Origin of the sequence: Chitinophaga sp. LS1 (assembly GCF_034274695.1) — a bacterium.
Lineage (GTDB): Bacteria > Bacteroidota > Bacteroidia > Chitinophagales > Chitinophagaceae > Chitinophaga.
The window spans coordinates 1417713-1436510 of record NZ_CP128362.1; the positions used below are offsets into that span (position 1 = coordinate 1417713).

The 18798-nt window shown below is 42.4% G+C and carries 17 protein-coding genes, 1 tRNA gene and 1 pseudogene; 8 read left to right on the top strand and 11 right to left on the bottom strand.

What is annotated here, in order from left to right; translation table 11 throughout:
* Positions 1-117: 117 nt before the first annotated feature.
* The 5 genes from QQL36_RS05865 to QQL36_RS05885 all read right to left on the bottom strand — a co-directional run bounded on the left by QQL36_RS05865 (position 118) and on the right by QQL36_RS05885 (position 3826).
* Positions 118-1173, bottom strand: a complete 1056-nt coding sequence (locus tag QQL36_RS05865) for a S41 family peptidase (RefSeq protein ID WP_321569271.1) — start codon at positions 1171-1173, stop codon at positions 118-120.
* A gap of 143 nt (positions 1174-1316) precedes the next feature.
* Positions 1317-1499 carry a hypothetical protein gene (locus QQL36_RS05870; RefSeq protein WP_143708803.1) on the bottom strand — a complete coding sequence of 61 codons (183 nt, stop codon included), beginning with the start codon at positions 1497-1499 and terminating at the stop codon, positions 1317-1319.
* 110 nt (positions 1500-1609) lie between these two features.
* Positions 1610-2386 carry an enoyl-CoA hydratase/isomerase family protein gene (locus tag QQL36_RS05875; RefSeq protein WP_083722291.1) on the bottom strand — a complete coding sequence of 259 codons (777 nt, stop codon included), beginning with the start codon at positions 2384-2386 and terminating at the stop codon, positions 1610-1612.
* 246 nt (positions 2387-2632) lie between these two features.
* A complete protein-coding gene (locus tag QQL36_RS05880) occupies positions 2633-3352 on the bottom strand; it encodes a hypothetical protein (protein ID WP_321569272.1) in 720 nt (239 codons plus the stop codon).
* 54 nt (positions 3353-3406) lie between these two features.
* The gene (locus tag QQL36_RS05885; RefSeq protein WP_320579267.1) at positions 3407-3826 is read right to left on the bottom strand and encodes a cobalamin B12-binding domain-containing protein; all 420 of its coding nucleotides are present in this window, start codon (positions 3824-3826) and stop codon (positions 3407-3409) included.
* 215 nt (positions 3827-4041) lie between these two features.
* On the opposite strand from QQL36_RS05885, the gene QQL36_RS05890 reads away from it, so the two are divergent.
* A complete protein-coding gene (locus tag QQL36_RS05890) occupies positions 4042-5730 on the top strand; it encodes a glutamine--tRNA ligase/YqeY domain fusion protein (protein ID WP_083722288.1) in 1689 nt (562 codons plus the stop codon).
* Positions 5731-5803: 73 nt separating this feature from the next.
* Here QQL36_RS05890 and gltX read toward each other — a convergent pair whose 3' ends face one another.
* Positions 5804-7336, bottom strand: coding sequence for a glutamate--tRNA ligase (gene gltX, locus QQL36_RS05895; RefSeq protein WP_083722287.1), 1533 nt, complete (start codon positions 7334-7336; stop codon positions 5804-5806).
* A gap of 73 nt (positions 7337-7409) precedes the next feature.
* Here gltX and QQL36_RS05900 point away from each other — a divergent pair, with 73 nt between their 5' ends.
* Positions 7410-8036, top strand: coding sequence for a polysaccharide deacetylase family protein (locus QQL36_RS05900; protein WP_083722286.1), 627 nt, complete (start codon positions 7410-7412; stop codon positions 8034-8036).
* A 161-nt stretch (positions 8037-8197) separates the two neighbouring features.
* Here QQL36_RS05900 and QQL36_RS05905 read toward each other — a convergent pair whose 3' ends face one another.
* The gene (locus QQL36_RS05905) at positions 8198-9085 is read right to left on the bottom strand and encodes a hypothetical protein (RefSeq protein WP_083722285.1); all 888 of its coding nucleotides are present in this window, start codon (positions 9083-9085) and stop codon (positions 8198-8200) included.
* 129 nt (positions 9086-9214) lie between these two features.
* Here QQL36_RS05905 and QQL36_RS05910 point away from each other — a divergent pair, with 129 nt between their 5' ends.
* The 3 genes from QQL36_RS05910 (at position 9215) to QQL36_RS05920 (ending at position 11239) form a co-directional block, all read left to right on the top strand.
* A complete protein-coding gene (locus tag QQL36_RS05910) occupies positions 9215-9985 on the top strand; it encodes a TatD family hydrolase (RefSeq protein WP_321569273.1) in 771 nt (256 codons plus the stop codon).
* Between the two features lie 46 nt (positions 9986-10031).
* The gene (locus tag QQL36_RS05915; protein WP_083722284.1) at positions 10032-11066 is read left to right on the top strand and encodes an asparaginase; all 1035 of its coding nucleotides are present in this window, start codon (positions 10032-10034) and stop codon (positions 11064-11066) included.
* A gap of 86 nt (positions 11067-11152) precedes the next feature.
* Positions 11153-11239: transfer RNA gene (locus tag QQL36_RS05920), tRNA-Ser, on the top strand.
* Positions 11240-11987: 748 nt separating this feature from the next.
* Here the strand turns inward: QQL36_RS05920 and QQL36_RS35610 are convergent.
* From QQL36_RS35610 to QQL36_RS05935, 4 genes and pseudogenes are all read right to left on the bottom strand, one after another.
* A pseudogene (locus QQL36_RS35610) lies at positions 11988-12812 on the bottom strand (recombinase family protein); the annotation flags it as partial.
* A 92-nt stretch (positions 12813-12904) separates the two neighbouring features.
* A complete protein-coding gene (locus QQL36_RS05925; protein WP_321569274.1) occupies positions 12905-13660 on the bottom strand; it encodes an IS5 family transposase in 756 nt (251 codons plus the stop codon).
* A 109-nt stretch (positions 13661-13769) separates the two neighbouring features.
* Complete coding sequence (locus tag QQL36_RS05930) at positions 13770-14468, bottom strand: IS5 family transposase (RefSeq protein WP_321569275.1); 699 nt, start codon at positions 14466-14468, stop codon at positions 13770-13772.
* A gap of 474 nt (positions 14469-14942) precedes the next feature.
* Positions 14943-16013, bottom strand: a complete 1071-nt coding sequence (locus QQL36_RS05935) for an IS110 family transposase (protein ID WP_321566421.1) — start codon at positions 16011-16013, stop codon at positions 14943-14945.
* 162 nt (positions 16014-16175) lie between these two features.
* Between QQL36_RS05935 and tnpA the strand changes: the two genes are divergently transcribed.
* The 3 genes from tnpA (at position 16176) to tnpC (ending at position 18683) form a co-directional block, all read left to right on the top strand.
* Complete coding sequence (tnpA, locus tag QQL36_RS05940) at positions 16176-16499, top strand: IS66 family insertion sequence element accessory protein TnpA (protein WP_321566418.1); 324 nt, start codon at positions 16176-16178, stop codon at positions 16497-16499.
* Between the two features lies 1 nt (position 16500).
* On the top strand, positions 16501-16860 hold the full coding sequence (gene tnpB / locus QQL36_RS05945; protein WP_321569276.1) for an IS66 family insertion sequence element accessory protein TnpB: 360 nt from the start codon (positions 16501-16503) through the stop codon (positions 16858-16860).
* Between the two features lie 68 nt (positions 16861-16928).
* Positions 16929-18683, top strand: a complete 1755-nt coding sequence (tnpC, locus tag QQL36_RS05950) for an IS66 family transposase (RefSeq protein ID WP_321569277.1) — start codon at positions 16929-16931, stop codon at positions 18681-18683.
* Positions 18684-18798: the final 115 nt, after the last annotated feature.

The window sequence follows — 18798 nt, forward strand, 5'->3', positions numbered from 1 at the left end:
CGGGCTAATCCAATGAATATATAAATAGACCAAGCTAAAATGTGTAAGGCTATTAATCTAGAGTAGGCCCGGGTTTTCTTAAACGATTCCATTATTCCTATAAGATATACAAATTAATCAGCGATGTTCTACTACATACTGTACCCAATCTGTAGTATTTGCTGGAATTTCAACGTTTGGGGCAATGCCAATATTGTCAATAACTTCCGCAGGCATGCGTAGTGTGCGGGAGCTGGGTACGCCAAAGGCAAATAATGTACAGGGCATCATATACGGCACTACATCAGAGTAATCTACTACACCGGCAGTATGTGTGCCGAACAGTTTTACCTTTTTACTCTGGCGTGCTTTTAATACAAACATCTCTGTACTGCTGCCTACATTATGATTGATGAGTAGCGATACTTTTTTGGGGTAAGGGAATACCTGATCCATAGTCGTGGTATCATTATTCCATAACTGATATTCCCTACCTATGTGCGCTTTTAATGCAGCTGCTTCTTTTTTGAAAACGGCTTTCATACTATCACTTACATTTGGATAATCCGTCACTTCGTACAGGTTATGGATATTCTCTTCTGTAGCCAGTACCATGGCTCCTTCTGTAATGATAGGATTTGTATATAAGTAGGGTAATACGTTGTCGAATACAAGTGTGGATCCGCCCCTGTTTTCCCTCACATCGATGATGAAATGACTTGTCTTACTCAGCAGATCTTTGTGCAGTACAAGTAAGCTATCGACAATGCCTTTGTATTCAAGCCGTGCACTGGGTATGGTGAGTAAGCAGGTTTGATCATTGAGTATTTTGAAAGATGGATCCAACGAAATTTTAACAGGTTTTTTTCTGGGGAAGTAGGTATCAAGCATAGGATGTTTTCCGCCACGATTTACAATCACCATTAAATGTTTATCCTGGAAAAAGGTGGTCCATTTTTGTAAGATGGAAAAGCATACAGGCATAGAAGCAGTATCTGATACTTTTATTAAACTATCAGTAAATGCCTGGTATTGCTTTTTATTGGCAGTCGTGACTTTGTCCGGAAAGCCAATATAGTTCCGGGCTACTTTATCAATCAGGTATTGCAGACTTGATTTACAGGCGCACTCCTGTGCGATGGCCGGGAATAGATAGCCGCTTAAAATAATGGTTAAAAAGAGTCGTGTCATCATAAATGGTCAACATTGCTTGAGGATGTATCAAAGTTAAATGATCCGCCTGAGAATCGCTTAATGAACTACACGTTTCCTTCAGGTACCCGAATAAAAACAGGCTGTATCGTAATGGATGATACAGCCTGAAAGTGTGAAAAGGTTTAAAAAACTGCAACGTCAATAACCGTCGTTACCTGTGTAAAATCACACACCGGGTGTGTAGATTGACCTGGGCCATCGACGAGAATAGGAAATAAATGTTGCACGTTGAGTTTTGAAATTGTTACTTTTTCCAATTTCAGTTTTCTTGATTTTTTGAGGGCAAGGGTTGTTGTTGTCTTCATGAATAGGATTTTATGGTTATACCTGGTTAATATGCTTATGAAGTTATCACAACGGGTTACGCTCATCAATTATTATACACGGATATTGGCATTAAAAGTATAGATGTTGCTTATTCTCCAATGAATGATGCAGGTCGTTTTTGAATGAATGCAGACGCACCTTCCTGCATATCTTTCGTAGCAAAACAGGCTCCAAATTCATTGATTTCCAGCTCATAGCCATCTACATCTTTGTCCAATGCACCGTTTGCACATTTAATAACTCTGGCAATTGCAAGCGGTGCTTTCGCATGTATTTTTGCTAGTATTTCTTTTGTTTTTGTGAGTAATTCTTCTGGTGCTACTACGTGGTTCACGAGTCCCCATGTTAGTGCATCCTGAGCATTGATCATATCGGCAGTCATCATCAATTCCATTGCTTTGCCTTTGCCAATGAGAGCGGTGAGACGTTGTGTACCACCATAACCTGGAATGATACCGAGGTTCACTTCTGGCTGACCAAATTTTGCATTGGTAGCAGCGATACGAAAGTGGCAGGCCATGGCCAATTCACATCCACCACCCAGTGCAAATCCATTGACGGCAGCAATAATAGGCTTCGGACAATCTTCGATACGCTTAAAGATCATGTGACCTTTGTTGGCTAGTTCGATACCTTGTTGTGGGGAGAGACGTAGAAATTCGGCAATATCTGCGCCGGCTACAAATGCTTTTTCGCCAGTACCAGTGATGACCGCACTTTTTATTTCTCTGTCTTTGTATACTTCATCAATAGCAAGGGCCAGTTCTGCCATGACTTGTTGGTTCAGGGCATTCATCTTGTCCGGGCGGTTGATGTAGATAAATAATGTATCGTTTTCTAAGGTGGTATTGATCGTCTGGTACATGGTTTTTCTGTTTGGATATGTAATGTAAGATTTTTTTGCGGGCGATCACTGATACAATATTAACATGTGATTTATTCAACATCTATTACCTATACTCACAAAAAAATCCTCCATCATCATTTACAGATAAGGATTTCATATTTTTTACTCATGAAATATGGTTTGAGTATACAAGCAGCGAACTAGCAGCGAACTAGCAGCGAACTAGCGACGGCGAAGCACCGAACACGTGAAAATACTATCAGGTTAATACATCATCTTCCCAAAACGATCCAACTGGGTCGGCCATGTATCTCCGAAACTGTAGGTCAGGGTTACGAAGAACATTTTGGACTCCATATTGCGATAGGGGTAGGTGGTTACACCTGCTACGGTTTCTTTAAAGTCCTTGTTGAAGAAGTTATTAGGATAGTACTGTACTTTCAGGCCTATACCCGGGTAGAAGCGGAAGCCCGCGAACAGTGAAGGCATGAGTAGTGGCGTACGGTCACTGAACCATTCATTGAATTTCTTCGCCTTATCTCCATTTATAAATTGCTTTTCCTTATAATTAAACGCCAGATCGTACTGGCCACCCAGGAAGAAAAAGAAATTCTGCCCTCTTACATCACCTATTTTAAGTCCCAAAGGCACGCCCAGGGTATATACACGGCGTTTTAGCTTTGTACCGTTCTCTTTGGTGATGATCCCTATATTTTTAAGATCGACACCAGAATAGATTCCCAGCCACTTAGTAAAGTCATAATTATAATTACGGCCTACATTAAAGAACAGGGTAAAACGTGGAGCGGTGTTGACATGTGCGCCATCCATCTTTACATTGCCAAAAGAGAGGATGGGGCCATCTCCACCATTGGTAGCATAAACATGCTGACGGAGTTTCTTTTGTTCGGTCGTATCCTGGGCGAACAGGGCGAACTGGCACAGGCAGCATAACAGGGTAAACAGGCATGTCTTTATGTTCATGTATTACTTCTTTTCTAAAAAAGACGACCAGGTCGCTAAAAGGTTACAGAAATGCTAGAAATTTCTATGTGTAGCCACCCATTCATTGATATAGCTGGCAATATCTTCCGTACGGGTACCTGGAGGGAATAATTTGCCTACACCGATATCATGCAGGGTATGCATATCAGTTTCGGGAATGATTCCGCCACCTGTCAGCAGCACATCGTCCATCCCTTTTTCTTTCATGATGGCCATAATACGGGGGAAAACGGTCATGTGAGCACCCGAGAGAATACTGACACCGATAGCGTCTACGTCTTCCTGAAGGGCGGCGCTGACCACCATTTCAGGAGTTTGGCGAAGGCCGGTGTAGATCACCTCCATGCCGGCGTCGCGCAGGGCTGCGGCGATTACTTTAGCGCCACGGTCATGGCCATCGAGGCCGACTTTGGCCACGAGTACCCGGATGGGGCGTTGAGAGGGGTTGACCATTATATTGGTAGTTTTTCGTTTTTCCGTGAATTTATTTCCTAAATGTACGATTCTCTGAAAAAGAGAAAAATGATGGTATCTTTTTTCTTCATGATGGTTTTCATAACCTGTTCCTCTTTTACCCCTCATTTCTCCGAATAACGGATAAATAGACAGTGTCTGCGGTCGGCTTGGCAGATTTTGTTACATTTGTCCTCCGAAATAATTTAAACCTTATGAGCGAAGAAAGGTCCTTGAACTTCCTTGAACAAATCATCGAAGAGGATATTGCTAACGGAGTCAATGACGGAAGGGTACTGACCCGTTTCCCTCCTGAACCCAATGGTTACCTGCACATCGGGCATGCGAAAAGCATCTGCCTGAACTTTGGACTGGCAAAGAAATACAACGGCCAGACCAATCTTCGGTTCGACGATACCAATCCGGTAACCGAAGACACCGAATATGTGGAGTCTATTAAAGCCGACATCCAATGGTTGGGCTTCCAATGGGCGCAGGAACTCTATGCATCTGATTATTTCGACCAGATATACAACTTCGCTGTACAACTGATCAAAAAAGGGTTGGCTTATGTGGACGATTCTACTCCTGAGGAGATCGCCGCATCAAAAGGTACCCCTACCCAGATTGGTACACCTACTCCTTACCGTAGCCGTAGCATCGACGAGAACCTGGATCTCTTTGAGCGCATGAAGAATGGTGAATTTAAGGATGGTGAAAAAGTACTGCGTGCAAAGATAGATACTGAACAATTTGAGGAAGGCTCTCCTGAGCGTTCCAATATGCATATGCGTGACCCGCTGATGTACCGCATCAAGCATGCACATCACCACCGTACCGGCGACAAATGGTGTATTTACCCTATGTACGACTTTGCCCATGGACAGAGCGATAGCATTGAAGGTATCACCCATTCTGTATGTACGTTGGAATTCATTCCTCACCGTGCATTGTACAACTGGTTCATTGCACAGCTGGGTATTTTCCCTTCTCATCAGTATGAGTTTGCCAGGTTGAACCTGACTTACACTGTGATGAGTAAACGTAAGCTGCTGCAGCTGGTAAATGAGAAACATGTGAGTGGTTGGGATGACCCCCGTATGCCGACTATCAGTGGTCTGCGCAGAAGAGGTTTTACGCCTGCCAGTATCCGTGAGTTCTGCGAAAGGATCGGGGTACAGAAGCGTGAGAACGTTATTGACGTGAGTCTGCTGGAGTTCCTGGTTCGTGATGAGCTGAACAAAACTGCGAATCGTGTGATGGCGGTATTAGATCCTGTGAAACTGGTGATCACTGACTACCCGGATGATCAGGTAGAAGAAATGCCGGCGGATAACAATCCGGAAGATCCGGAATCTGGTTCCCGTAAATTGCCTTTCAGCAAGACCTTGTATATCGAAAGAGAAGACTTTATGGAGGAGCCTCCTAAGAAGTTCTTCCGTCTGGGACCTGGTCTGGTAGTGCGTTTAAAGAATGCTTATATCATCAAAGGCGAAAGCTTTGATAAGGATGAGAATGGCAATATTACGACTATCTATGCAACTCACTTCCCTGAGAGCAAGAGTGGTGGCGATAACAGTGGTATGACGGTGAAAGGTACCATTCACTGGGTGAGTGCAGCGCATGCAAAGACGGCAGAAGTAAGATTGTATGATCGTCTGTTCAATACACCGGATCCGGGTAATGAAGAGGGTGATTTCAAATCTTATATCAATCCGGATTCATTGACTGTGATTCCGAATGCTTTGATAGAACCGGGATTGGTGAATGCGAAGCCGGGTGATAAGTTGCAATTTTTGAGAAAGGGGTATTTTACAGTGGATACTGATAGTACTGCTGAGAAGATGGTTTTCAATAGAACGGTCACGTTGAAAGATACCTGGGCTAAAGAAACCAAGAAATAAGTAGCATATTTTGATCTTAAATAAAAACGAGGTTGTATCAAGCATACAACCTCGTTTTTTTTATAAGGCTATTTTATTCGTTAATAGCTTTCAGACCATTCATGATCCTTTGAATAGTTTCGTGCTTACCCAATGTGGCAGCGATATTGAATACAGGAGGACCAAACTTGCCACCCGTCAGCATAATACGGAAAGGCAATTGCAGTTCACCCATTTTAATATTCATAGAAGTCGCCAGTGTTTTGAAGCTTTCTTCCAGACTTGTCAGCGAGAAATCGGACAAAGTTTCCAGTATAGAAGCCCATTCCATAAAGAACTGTGTCTTATCTGCATTCCACTTAGGTTTCACCGCAGTAACATCCCAGCTTTCAGGCACCTCGAAGAAGAAGAAACCATGTTGCCAGATGTCGTTGACAAAGTCACAACGATCTTTTACCAGACCAGCGATGGTCGCTACGTATTCAGGTGATGCAGTGACGCCTTTTTCTTTCAATACAGGTGCAAACAGTGCAGCCAGTTTGTCATTATCAGCATTCAGCAGGTACTGGTGATTGAACCACTTTGCTTTTTCGTAATCGAATTTAGCACCTGACTTGCTGACGCGATCCAGGGAGAAACGGGCAATCAGTTCATCCATAGAGAAGATCTCCTGACCGGTACCATCATTCCAACCCAGCATAGCCAGCATGTTTACAAATGCTTCTGGCAGGAAACCATTTTCGCGGAAGCCCTTGGTCACCTCGCCGGTTTTAGGATCTGTCCAGTTCATAGCATACACAGGAAAACCGAGTCTGTCACCATCACGCTTAGACAATTTACCATTGCCATCAGGTTTCAGGATCAGCGGCAGGTGTGCCCATTGTGGCATCTGTGCTTCCCAGCCCAGGTATTTCCACAGCAAGAGGTGAACGGGTGCGGAAGGCAGCCATTCTTCGCCACGGAAAGCGTGGGTGATCTTCATGAGATAGTCATCTACTACTACAGCGAGGTGGTAAGTAGGCATGCCATCGGCTTTCAGCAATACTTTGTCATCGACAGTACTGGTATTAAACTGAACATGACCACGAATCAGGTCGGTAAAGCTCACTTCTTCGTTATCCGGCATTTTGATGCGGATCACGTGGCGGGTGCCATTTTTCAGCAGTTCTGCTGTTTCGGCTTCAGACAAAGAAATGGAGTTCTTCATCTGCGCGCGGGCAGCATGATTATATTGTGGCGATGGATTCTCTTCGGTTTTGAGACGGGTGCGCATCTCTTCCAACTCTTCTGGCGTGTCAAAAGCATAGTAAGCATAACCGGCTTTCACCAGTTGTTCCGCGTACTCACGGTACATGGGCTTACGTTCGCTCTGGCGGTAAGGGGCATAAGGGCCACCAACCAGCGGGCTTTCATCAGCAATCAGGCCACACCATTTCAGGCATTCCATGATATATTCCTCTGCACCGGGAACATAACGGGTCTGGTCAGTGTCTTCAATACGGAGCACAAATTCACCATTGTGCTGTTTTGCAAATAAGTAATTGAATAAGACCGTGCGTACACCACCCAGGTGTAATCCGCCGGTAGGACTGGGCGCAAATCGTACCCGAACTTTCTGTTGTTGCATGGAGCAAAGGTAAATGGAAATACGAAATACGCTTCATTTTGTACTACCTTTAAAATTAAATCCGAACCCATCCATGTTTTATCTGACCAAGACGCCGGCTATCCTGAAAGCCATCTATAAGAGTTGCACCTGGAGCCTATCTCCTGCACGGCCAGTGGTATACCTGACATTTGATGATGGTCCGCATCCGACTGCGACTCCTTTTATACTGGATTTGTTGAAGAAATACAATGCGAAAGGCACGTTCTTTTGTATTGGGAAGAATGTGGTGGAGTATCCGGAAATTTATCAGCGGATATTGGAGGAGGGGCATACGACGGGGAATCATACCCATAATCATGTGAATGGGTGGAAAACGGGGACAGATAAGTATGTGGAGAATGTGATGGAGGCGCGGAAGTTTATCAATTCTACTTTATTCAGACCACCTTATGGGCGGATTACGCCATTTCAGATAAAGCAGATTAAAAATTTGATACCGGGGGCACAGATCGTGATGTGGGATGTATTGAGTGCGGATTTTGACACGGAGATAAATGGAGAGGCGTGTGTGCAGAATGTGGTGTTTAAGTCAAAACCGGGGTCGATAATAGTGTTTCATGATAGTACGAAGGCATGGGAGCGGTTGGAGTATGCATTGCCGAGGGTGATGGAGTATTTTAAGAAGAAGGGGATGGAGATGGAGGCGGTGCCGGTTTAGTGGGTATACTTGCTGATGGAGTATTTTTAAGAGAATGGTTTGTTTAATTGTTTGCAAAAGGCAATCCTTGTTTATATAGAAATCAATCCTTGTTTAACGGGCATAAAAAACCCAGGTTCCATTCGCGCTTTCGGGCAATTAGAAACCTGGGCAATGATTTATTATTTAGGTAATGCGATAGTTTTTACCTTATCACCTACAGAGATCGTTACTGAGTCATCGCATACACCGTTACCATAATCTACGGTAGCAGTCAGTGAGTTGTAAGACACGGTTGCTTTACCTTTGCCGATATAAGCACAGCTCAGTTTTCTTTCCAGATAAGTAGAATCTGCTACAGTGATGTATGCAGCATTACCTGTTGCGTATACCAGGGAATCAGTACCTACATAATTGAAGATATCGTCAGACACACTACCCAGGGTAGCAGTGCCGGAGGTTTGAGTATAAGTACCGCTACCGCCGAAGCCTACAGTAGTAGAATCCAGCACGACAGAACCACCGGAGATTACAGACAGGTATTTGTATACGCTGTTAGAGCTGGTGTTAGTGATTGTCTGTGTACCGGTTACGCTTTTACCATTTACAGTATAAGTGAGTGGTTTTACAGTGATAGTAGAACCGGTGTAGTAGAAGTAACCCGTCATAGTGATCTGGATGTTACCAACGCGTACACGGCCGTCAGCGTCAGCACAACCAGTACCAAAGCTTACTAATATTGTTTTAGGCCAGCTGTCAGTCTGCACATTATCGACAGTGTAGCTATAGCAGGCACCTAATTTAGAAGTCATTTCAGTAGTAGGAGAAGCTTTACGACCAGTTTGAGTATATCCGGCATCCTGACATACTTCCTGGGCGATTACGAAGAGATCATCGAAATAGCTGGTTGCAACAGCCTGGTCTCCGGCAGCGGTGATAGTCAGGTTATCGCTTGTGTTCGTCTTGGTCACATCAGTCGTACTCTTGGAACAGGCGTAAAACAAGGTGGCAGTCAATAAAAGGCCCACAACACCTGCAAGGATACGGTTAAAGCAAAAGTAGCTTCTCATAGGATAAGTATAAAATTTTTAATGAGGTTTTGCGGCCGTACTTTTGTACGGGAGATCGCTGATATATTTATTAAATACAAATATAATATTTTCAGTCATCTTTCGGAAAAAATTAATATTTCAGATAAAATGCAATGGATTGATACACATGCCCATTTGTATGGGGAAGATTTTTCGGATGATAGAACGGCGACGATAGAGCGGGCCATAAAGGAGGGGGTATATCAGTTGATTTTGCCAAATATTGACAGTCAGTCGATTGAGGGAATGCTGGCATTAGAGCAACAGTTTCCGGGGGTATGTATTCCTATGATGGGGGTTCATCCCTGTTATGTGAATGACAATGTGGATACGGAATTGGCGGCAGTGGAGGGTTGGCTGGAGAAGCGACCTTTTAAAGCGATCGGGGAGATTGGACTGGATTTTTACTGGGACAAGACGTTTACAGCACAGCAGTATAAAGCTTTTAGGCGACAACTGGACCTTGCACGCCAGTATGGTATTCCGGTGGCGATACATAGCCGTGAGAGCACGCGGGAGTGTATAGATGAGGTCCGTGCATTGCAGGATGGCCGTTTAAGTGGGGTATTCCATTGTTTTGGCGGTACAGTAGAGGAGGCGCGTGAAATTATTGATCTCGGGTTTTATTTAGGCATTGGTGGTGTGGTGACTTTTAAGAAGTCAGGATTGGATGTAACGCTGGGGGAGATTGGGATGGAACACATTGTATTAGAGACAGATGCACCTTATCTGGCACCGGTTCCATATAGGGGGAAAAGGAATGAAAGTTCCTACATTCCATTGATCGGTCAAAAAATTGCAGATATAAAAAATCTAAAAATAGATGATGTGGCTGCAATAACTACAAGCAATGCGTTGAAATTATTCAAAACTAACTAACTGATTACGCGGTAAATTTGCAGGCATTTTTGATACAGCAGCTGCAATGAGTAAAATCCTTATAATTTACACGGGTGGAACAGTGGGAATGATCTTCGATGAAAAGACAAAGGCTTTGCGGCCAATTGGCTTTAACGAGATACGGAACAACTTACCCGAACTATACCGCATGGGCATAGACTTTTATGTGTATGCTTTTAATCCTCCTATTGATTCTTCTGATATGCAGCCGGAAATATGGGTAGAACTGGCTTCGATCATTGAGGACAGGTACGACAGGTATGATGGTTTTGTGATCCTGCATGGGTCCGATACGATGTCGTTTACAGCATCGGCGTTGAGTTTTATGTTGGAGAACCTGGCGAAGCCGGTGATATTGACAGGGTCTCAGTTGCCGATTGGAAAGATCCGGACAGATGCGAAGGAGAATATCATCACTGCTATGGAAATCGCTTCTACACGTCATAATGGGCATGTAGTGGTACCAGAAGTGTGTATTTACTTTGACTTCTCCCTGTTCAGAGGTAATCGATCCAAAAAATACAATGCGGAGAAATTTGAGGCATTTTATTCCATGAACTATGTGCCGCTGGCAGAAGCGGGGATAGATATCAAGTATAAGACACAGGCGGTATTACCATTGCCGACAGCGCCATTGAAGGTGCATAAGCATATGGATGATAATGTGACGGTGTTGAAGATGTTTCCTGGGATCACCAGAAAGGCGGTAGAAGCGACGCTGAATGTTCCGGGCCTCAAAGGAGTCATAATGGAGACCTTTGGGAGTGGGAATACAAATACGCAGCCGTGGTTTATAGATTGCCTTCGTAAAGCAATAGAAAAGGGCATAGTGATAGTGGATATTACGCAGTGTGATGGAGGATCTGTAGAGTTGGGTAAATATGAGACGAGCTCGCTGCTGGCGCAGATAGGAGTGATAAGTGGGCATGATATGACATTTGAGGCGGCGATAACGAAATTGATGTTTGTGTTGGGGCAGAATTTGGATGCGGCGGCGACGCAGGAGATGATAGAGACTTCGTTGAGAGGGGAGCTGACGCCGATAAATCATGAATGGTGACGAAGATCAGGGTAGAATTTTTGGGAATATTTTGGAAATGTGAGGGGAAAGGTTACCTTTGCCATCCGAAATAAAATTCAACCGATGGAGAAGTGCAGGAGTGGTTGAACTGGCACGCCTGGAAAGTGTGTAAACTCGAAAGGGTTTCAAGGGTTCGAATCCCTTCTTCTCCGCTAAAGGGGACTGATTATCTAAATGATGATCGGTCCCTTTTTCGTTTTGGGGTGGATTGCCCGATAGGTGGGCAATCCGTGAGAAAATGAAATTTACTTTTGGGGTTCGAAATGACTCATTTTGGCGGTCGTAGATGATTCCTTGAGGAAAGATGAGCGTTTGGAGTTTTTCTTTGGCACTTGTGTCGCTGGAACGCCATGCCATAGCGAGGTTTGAAGAAAGGGTCAATGCCTTTTCGATTGCTTCGTCAGGGTTCGAAATGTTTTTGGTGCATTTTTCTAATTCGGAGGAAATGGTGTCTCGCTCCTTACTGTATCGGGAATAGAACTTATTAAAGCTTTCCTCCCCTATTTGCTTGAGTACATACCTGCTTTCTTCTAAACTATCAATCTTCTCATCAATTTCATTTAGCTGCGCCGTCAGGATTTTTTGATGTTCGAGGTTGTCTTTGTTCAATTCATAATACTCTGCCAACAGGGCTTCTTTAAGGGAATCTTTTAGGCTATCAATGAAACAATACTGGCTTAATAGCTGTTCAAATAGTTCATGCATCCTTTTAGCGCTTTTGTTACACTTGCAACCATCCTTACGGCATTTATAATACCATAATCCTTTTGCCTTGACTATATAGCCTGTAAATGGCTGGTTACAGATATCGCACTTAATGAAGATTTTAAGGGGTACTGCATCCTGTTCTTTCTTATGCGGCACTCCGTACCCGCCAGAACCCTGATGGATATTATTGACCTTTAAAAATATTTCTGGGCTTATCATCTTCTCATGGTCACCTTCTACTATTTTCCCTTCCAATAGGCCGTGATTAATCATACCACAATAGAAAGGCCGTTTAAAGATCTTAGTCAGTTGTTGTTTGTACATTTTCACTCCCATAGCTTTTAGCTTAGAAATGATTCCCTCATTCTTCATGCCCTCGGCCTTCCAGATAAATGCTTTTTTGATCTTTTTTCCCACTTCATTTACGACAAGTTTACGCTGGCCGTTAATTTTCACTATATCATATCCCTGTGGCGGTTTAGCTACCCATATCCCTTTATCAAACTTTTCAACCATACCCGCAACGGCTTTCTGCTTGCGCAACTGGTTATCATATTGGCTAAACAAAAAGGTAATATTCTGTTGTAATACACCACTTGGATTCGAGGTATCCGTCGGCTGCGTGACTGCATATATGGTAACACCGTATTTCTCACGAAGGTCTTCAGCTAGTTTAATAGCGGCTCCTCCAGTTCGGGAAAATCGGTCTAGGGTATATACCAATATATGGCTGACCTTTCCTTTGCGCATTTTGATATAATCCAGCATCCGGTTGAACTCCTTACGGCCATCTGTTTTGGCACTTTCATACGTTCCCCCAAAGTATTCTACAATACCAAGGTTACTACGTCTAGCGAAATCTTCGATTGATTTCCGTTGAACATCCAGACTTAAATTATGGTCAGCCTGTTCTTTGCTGGATACCCTGGTATATATAACAGCAGCTTGCGTTGTTGCCTTAACTGGTCTTTGTTTGGAATAATTTCCAAATTGTTTGAATGCATTAATAATACTCATGCGGCTAATTTTTCAGGTGTTGGGTTAAGAATTATTACTTTGGGTTCGTTTGATTCTGAAAGACTAAGAGTATGTTTAAAATTTGAACAGCCTTATTTTAGAAGTATACTAATGAAGGCTACCTGGATGAAAGCAACAGCAGATTCTGGTATCTTTTCATAGTCCTTCGATAACCTTCTAAAGTTATTGAGCCAGGCAAATGATCGTTCGACCTGCCACCTGCCTTTCTGTGGCACAAAACCTTTTTCTGACGGTGGTTTCTGCGTTATTTCTATTTTCCACTTATAATATTTTTCAACCATTTCGCTAAAATCTCCACAGTATGCTTTGTCTGTACGAATCAGTTTCATCCTATGACTAACTTTATCAATTCTCCACAGCAAATCAAAAGCGCCTATAGAGTCATGAACATTTGCGCTACTGACACTAATAGCAATCGGTAATCCTAAACTATCAACTGCCAGGTGTCTCTTTCGACCATTGATATGTTTGCCTCCATCAATACCGGTTTCTATACTTACAAATGCACTTTTCTTTACGCTTTGACTATCAATAGCACCTACTGATGGAGCGTAATTGTGTCCCTGATAAATTCTTTCCTTCCTTACCAATTTTAACATCACCTGTTCCAGCACCCCTGATTTCTCCCATTTGTCAAAATAGTAGTAAACTATCTGCCAGTATGGATATTCACTGCTTAGATTACGCCACTGACTGCCGGTTCTGCAAATCCATAATATAGCATTGAAGATAGTCCGAAGGCAATATTTACGCTTTCTTTTGTCCGTTAATATATTTTTAATACTTTCCCAGTGCGAATCGGTCAATAATGTGAACTTGCTTCTCATAGTTTGTTTTGTGGTAAATCCAAACTAATTGATCGATTCGTACTTTCCTAATTTTGGACCCACTGAAATTTAAACATACTCTAAGAACATGTTTAAATTTCTTAACAACTCATTTTAGAAGAATATTAATGAATGCTACCTGAATGAATGCGACAGATGATTCAGGTAGCCTCTCATGATCCTTATCAAGCCTTCTGAAAAAATTGAGCCAGGCGAAGGATCTTTCTACTTGCCATCTACCTGTTTGTGGTATAAAACCTTTTGCTGACGGTGGTTTCTGAGAAATTTCCATCTTCCAGCTATACCAGTTTTCAACAATCTCACTGAACTCTCCACGGTAAGCTTTGTCTGCAAGGATGAGTTTCATTCTATGACTAAACTTATCAATTTTCCATAACAGATCAAATGCGCCTATTGAATCATGCACATCTGCTGCACTTATGCTAATGGCTATAGGTAGCCCTAAACTGTCAACAGCAAGATGTCTTTTTCGACCATTGATATGCTTTCCGCCATCAATGCCTGTTTCTATATTCACAAACGCACTCTTTTTTATACTTTGGCTATCAATTGCTGCCACTGAAGGAACATAATTCCGGCCCTGCCGCATTCGTTCCTTTCTAACCAGCTTCTGTAATGCCTTTTCGAAGAAGCCATTCTTTTTCCATTTGTTGAAATAGTAGTAAACTATCTGCCAGTAAGGGAAAGCGACACTCAGGTTTCTCCATTGACAACCCGTCCTGCAAATCCATAATATAGCATTGAATATGCTGCGAAGGCAATATTTACGCTTTCTTTTGGTAAGCATTTCAATGATGAGTTTTTCGCTGCATAAATATACAACGAGTATTCCTGATACTATAGTATGTGTTACATTTCTACATAACGATTCTATTTTTATTAAGCATACATCAATTCAAGTACACTTCAATAAACAGTCTTCTTTATTTAGAACTCAGCTTTATGAGCAAAAACAAAGAGCTGCAAGGTCTTATTAACTTCTTTAATAAAGGCATCTGTATTCTCGATAAGCAGTCATTTCGAATATATTACGAAGTGCTGCAATGCTTACTCAACGGTGGATGCCTCAATAACTTTGAAGAGTGTATCTGCTTAAATTATTAATTTTGTTAAATCAGATCAAACGGAGCTGGGCAATGCTGGCGAGCAACCCAGCAAGGGATAGCCTGATGCTGACGGAAAAATCCGATAATTGGTAAAGGCTCCCCATATGGGCTGCCTTTATCTTTTCTTGATGCTCCATGCCTTCAAAACGCACGCATTAGCCAACTATGCCTATTTCATACTCTACCTGGTTCCTCCACACATGTCTTATTCGACTTAGCAAATGTCTGGCGATCTTGATGATTGCCTTATTAGGTATCATTGTAGAGCAATATTTCTTGTATAACATCAACATGGCAGGATCTTTTCTTATTATTACCCAACTACTTTCTACAATTGCTGGCCGTAGATAGTGATTCCCTCGTTGCGTGATTCCTTTTATTACATCATTCTCACCGGAACTTCCTGTGTCAGGTACAATCCCGACATAAGAACACAATTTATCAAGCGTCTTAAATCGATTCATATCCTGTAATTCAGCCATAATTATCATCGCATTCACAATACCTATTCCAGGTATACTTTGCAACAATTTTTGTACCGCAGTATAATTAGGGTGTATAGATAATGTTCGTATTTGTTTGGTAGCTACACTCAATAATTTCCGGACTAGTAAATATTCCTCCAAGGCTATATTTAGAGCCATCTTAAGTGATTCCGTCTGACAAGATAAAGATTGAAGTGTAGCTATGAATTTGCGACTCCAGTATTGTTGTGGCTTATCTACATCCAATTTTAAGCCACTGAACATGAGAAGGTGCCATATCCTGTTTTTGCACCTCGTCTGATCTTGAACTAATCGGCCACGCTGCCGCACCAATGTACGCGCATGTTCGGCTTCCAGGTCGGGCACGTAAATAGGAGGTAATTCTGTCTTAGATAAATGACGACTTATTTTGCGTGCATCAATCTTATCATTTTTACGCCTTTTCTCTTTATCTGTACTAGGCACATCTGCCGGATTAGCAACAATACAATTTACCCCTAATTTTGACAAAAAACGATGTATACTAAAGCCACAAAAACCAGCTTCATAGGCTACCTGGTAACTGGCGCCAGGATATTTTTTCTGTAAGTGATTCACTAGTTGTTCTACTGAAGCTTCCTGGCTGTAATCTTCCAGTTCAAATTCATCATTTCTGATATTGACCCTCCAGGTCTTTTTGTGGACATCGATTCCGCAAAAGATTGTTTGTCCTTCAAAGTTGAGTTGCTTAACTTTAGGCATGGTTCCTGATTTTTTAAGTGAGTTAATGTCGTAATTAAATTTACTTAATATCAGGAACTTCTTTTTCGCTTATTCGCCCAGCTCATACATATGACCTCGACGCGGAGCATTCACCAAAGATATTGATTAGCTTCTAACTTTGCCTTCGAAAGAATTGCAAATATGAAACGAAGAAAATCATCCGTGGCAGGCCGCCATCATTTTAGTGACCAGGAGATAATTTCCGCACTGGAACAATTTACCCGGGCAGGTAATATTAGTGTTAAAGAGTTTACAGCAGCCTTCCAAATATCACCTGCTACATTTTACAATTGGAAAAAACGTTTTGGAAATCAACCAGCGGTGACCAATGCACCAGTAGGCTTCATTGATGTAGACTTATCACCGGTCCAGCAGGATTTAACACCAGGAGCCATCTTTGCAGAATATCGCGGTATCATTTTTTATCAGCGTGTAGAACCTTCCTATCTTAAAGCCCTCTTGTAATATGCTATCACTAAATGGTTATCGGCTGGTATTATGGAATGGTTCAACAGATATGCGTTTGAGCTTTAATGGTCTTTCCGGTCTGGTTATAAATGAAATGAAGGAAGATCCTTTTCAGTATGGAACACTCTATGCTTTTTTCAATCACCGTCGCACGCAGGTTAAGATCCTGGGATGGGATATAGATGGACTGGGCATCTTTTATAAGAGACTATCAAGAGGTACTTTTGGCACACCTGTATACAATAGTGAAACAAAGATGATGGTATTGAGCAAGAAGGATCTTTTGCTGATACTGGAGGGTGTAGAAGTTAGATTCCGTAAGCGTTATGAAAGATCTGTCAGACCTAAGAAAAGCTGATAATAAATTCATCAGAATTAATCACAAATGCTTGTGTTTGAAGGTTCATGGTAGTACCTTTGCACTCATTGAAACCTGAGATCATATATAATTTATCTGAAGCACTGGAACAAGTGAATGCACTGCAATTGCAGAAGGCAGATCTCTCCAATGCACTTACTCAGGAAAGACATGTATTCAGCCGCATTATTCAGGAACTCACAACAGAAAATGCTGCACTAAAGGAAGATAAAGAGCAACTGAAACGTTGGTTGTCCAATGAGCAGGAACGGGGAATCGATAAGGAGAGATTGATTGCTTCCCTGGAAAAAACTGTTGCTGAATTACAGGCCGCTCTTGCCAGTAAGACGGACGAAGCAATGCGTAAAGACTGGCAATTGAGAGAGCTGCAGGAGATGTTATTTGGGCAACGCAGTGAAAAATTTATTCCGGATCAGTCAGCTACGCAAGCTGCTATTCAGCAGACCCTTGGGGATGAATTTGATAAAAAAGAAATCGAAGCGATCATTGAACAAGCTGTAGTATCTTCTGCTACTGATACTTCAATAGTTACCAGCTCCAAAACCAGTCGGAGGAGAAAGCATCATAAAGCACATAATGGGCGAAGACCTGTCGCTGCTCATCTGGAAACAGAGACCATTGTTTATGATATTGCCGCAGACAAAACAGGCATGAAACCCATTGGGAAAAAGGTATCAGTTTATTACGATATTATTCCCGGAAAACTCATCCGTAAAGAAGAACACCACCTTCAATATAAATCAACAGATGGAAAGATACACTGTACTCCTGTCCAACCCAGGATGATAGAACGGGGGATTGTCAGTAACAGGTTACTGGCACATCTTCACAGTGAACGCTTTGTTTACTACATGCCATATTATCGGCAACAACAGCGGTTTGAGCGGCTGACAGGTGTTTGTTTTGCGGCATCGACGATCGACCACTGGGAGGAAGTTTGTTATAAGAAGCTGAAGCGTCTGCTAAAGCTCCTGAAGAAAACAATACAGACTGCCAGTTATATCAAGGCTGACGAGACCAGTTTAAAATATCTTCACGATGAAGGGCAGGGTAAAGCCGCCAATGGTTGGATGTGGGTCTTCCATGCACCTGAACACAAACTTGTACTTTTTGAATTTCATCCAGGCAGAGCTCATGATGTACCTAAGGAAATCCTGAAAGATTTTGCAGGTACATTACAAACTGACGCACTATCCTCTTACACGACTGCTTTTAAGCAAAATGATAAAGTCACGTTGATGAGCTGCCTTGCGCATATCCGCAGAGGATTTAAAAAGGCGCAGAGACAAAATAAAGCACTGGCAGACCAGGTATTGGTATACTTTAATATCATATACCGCATAGAAGCCTATGCTAAACGTAAACAATTTATCTCTGACCAACGGCTTGCCTTAAGACAGAAATACAGTAAACCCTTCTTTGATAAAATACGCAGTTGGTTGGATGAACAAAAAGATGAACATGTACCTGATAGCCTGCTGGCTAAAGCAATTAACTATGCGAATAATCAGTGGGATAAGCTGAATATCCTTTTTTCAGATGGGAAAATAGACGTTGACAATAACTCAACCGAGAATGCTATACGTCCGATCACTTTATTCAGAAAGAACTCCCTTTTTGCAAGTAATGAACATGGCGGGGAAAGAGCTGCATTGTTTTATTCCCTCGTGGAATCCTGCAAGATGAATGGGATTGATCCATTCGAATACTTAACTGATGTGTATAATCGACTCCACGATTGCACAGCTGCTGAACTGATACACTTGTTGCCTTCAAACTGGAAACCAATCAAAGAAAGATAGGCTCCTGTTCGATTAATCCGAAAAATCAAAGAACTTATTGATGCAAATTTAATATCTGTCGTTTGAATCCGGAAGATGCTCCGCATCGAGGTCATATGTATGAGCTGGGCGAATA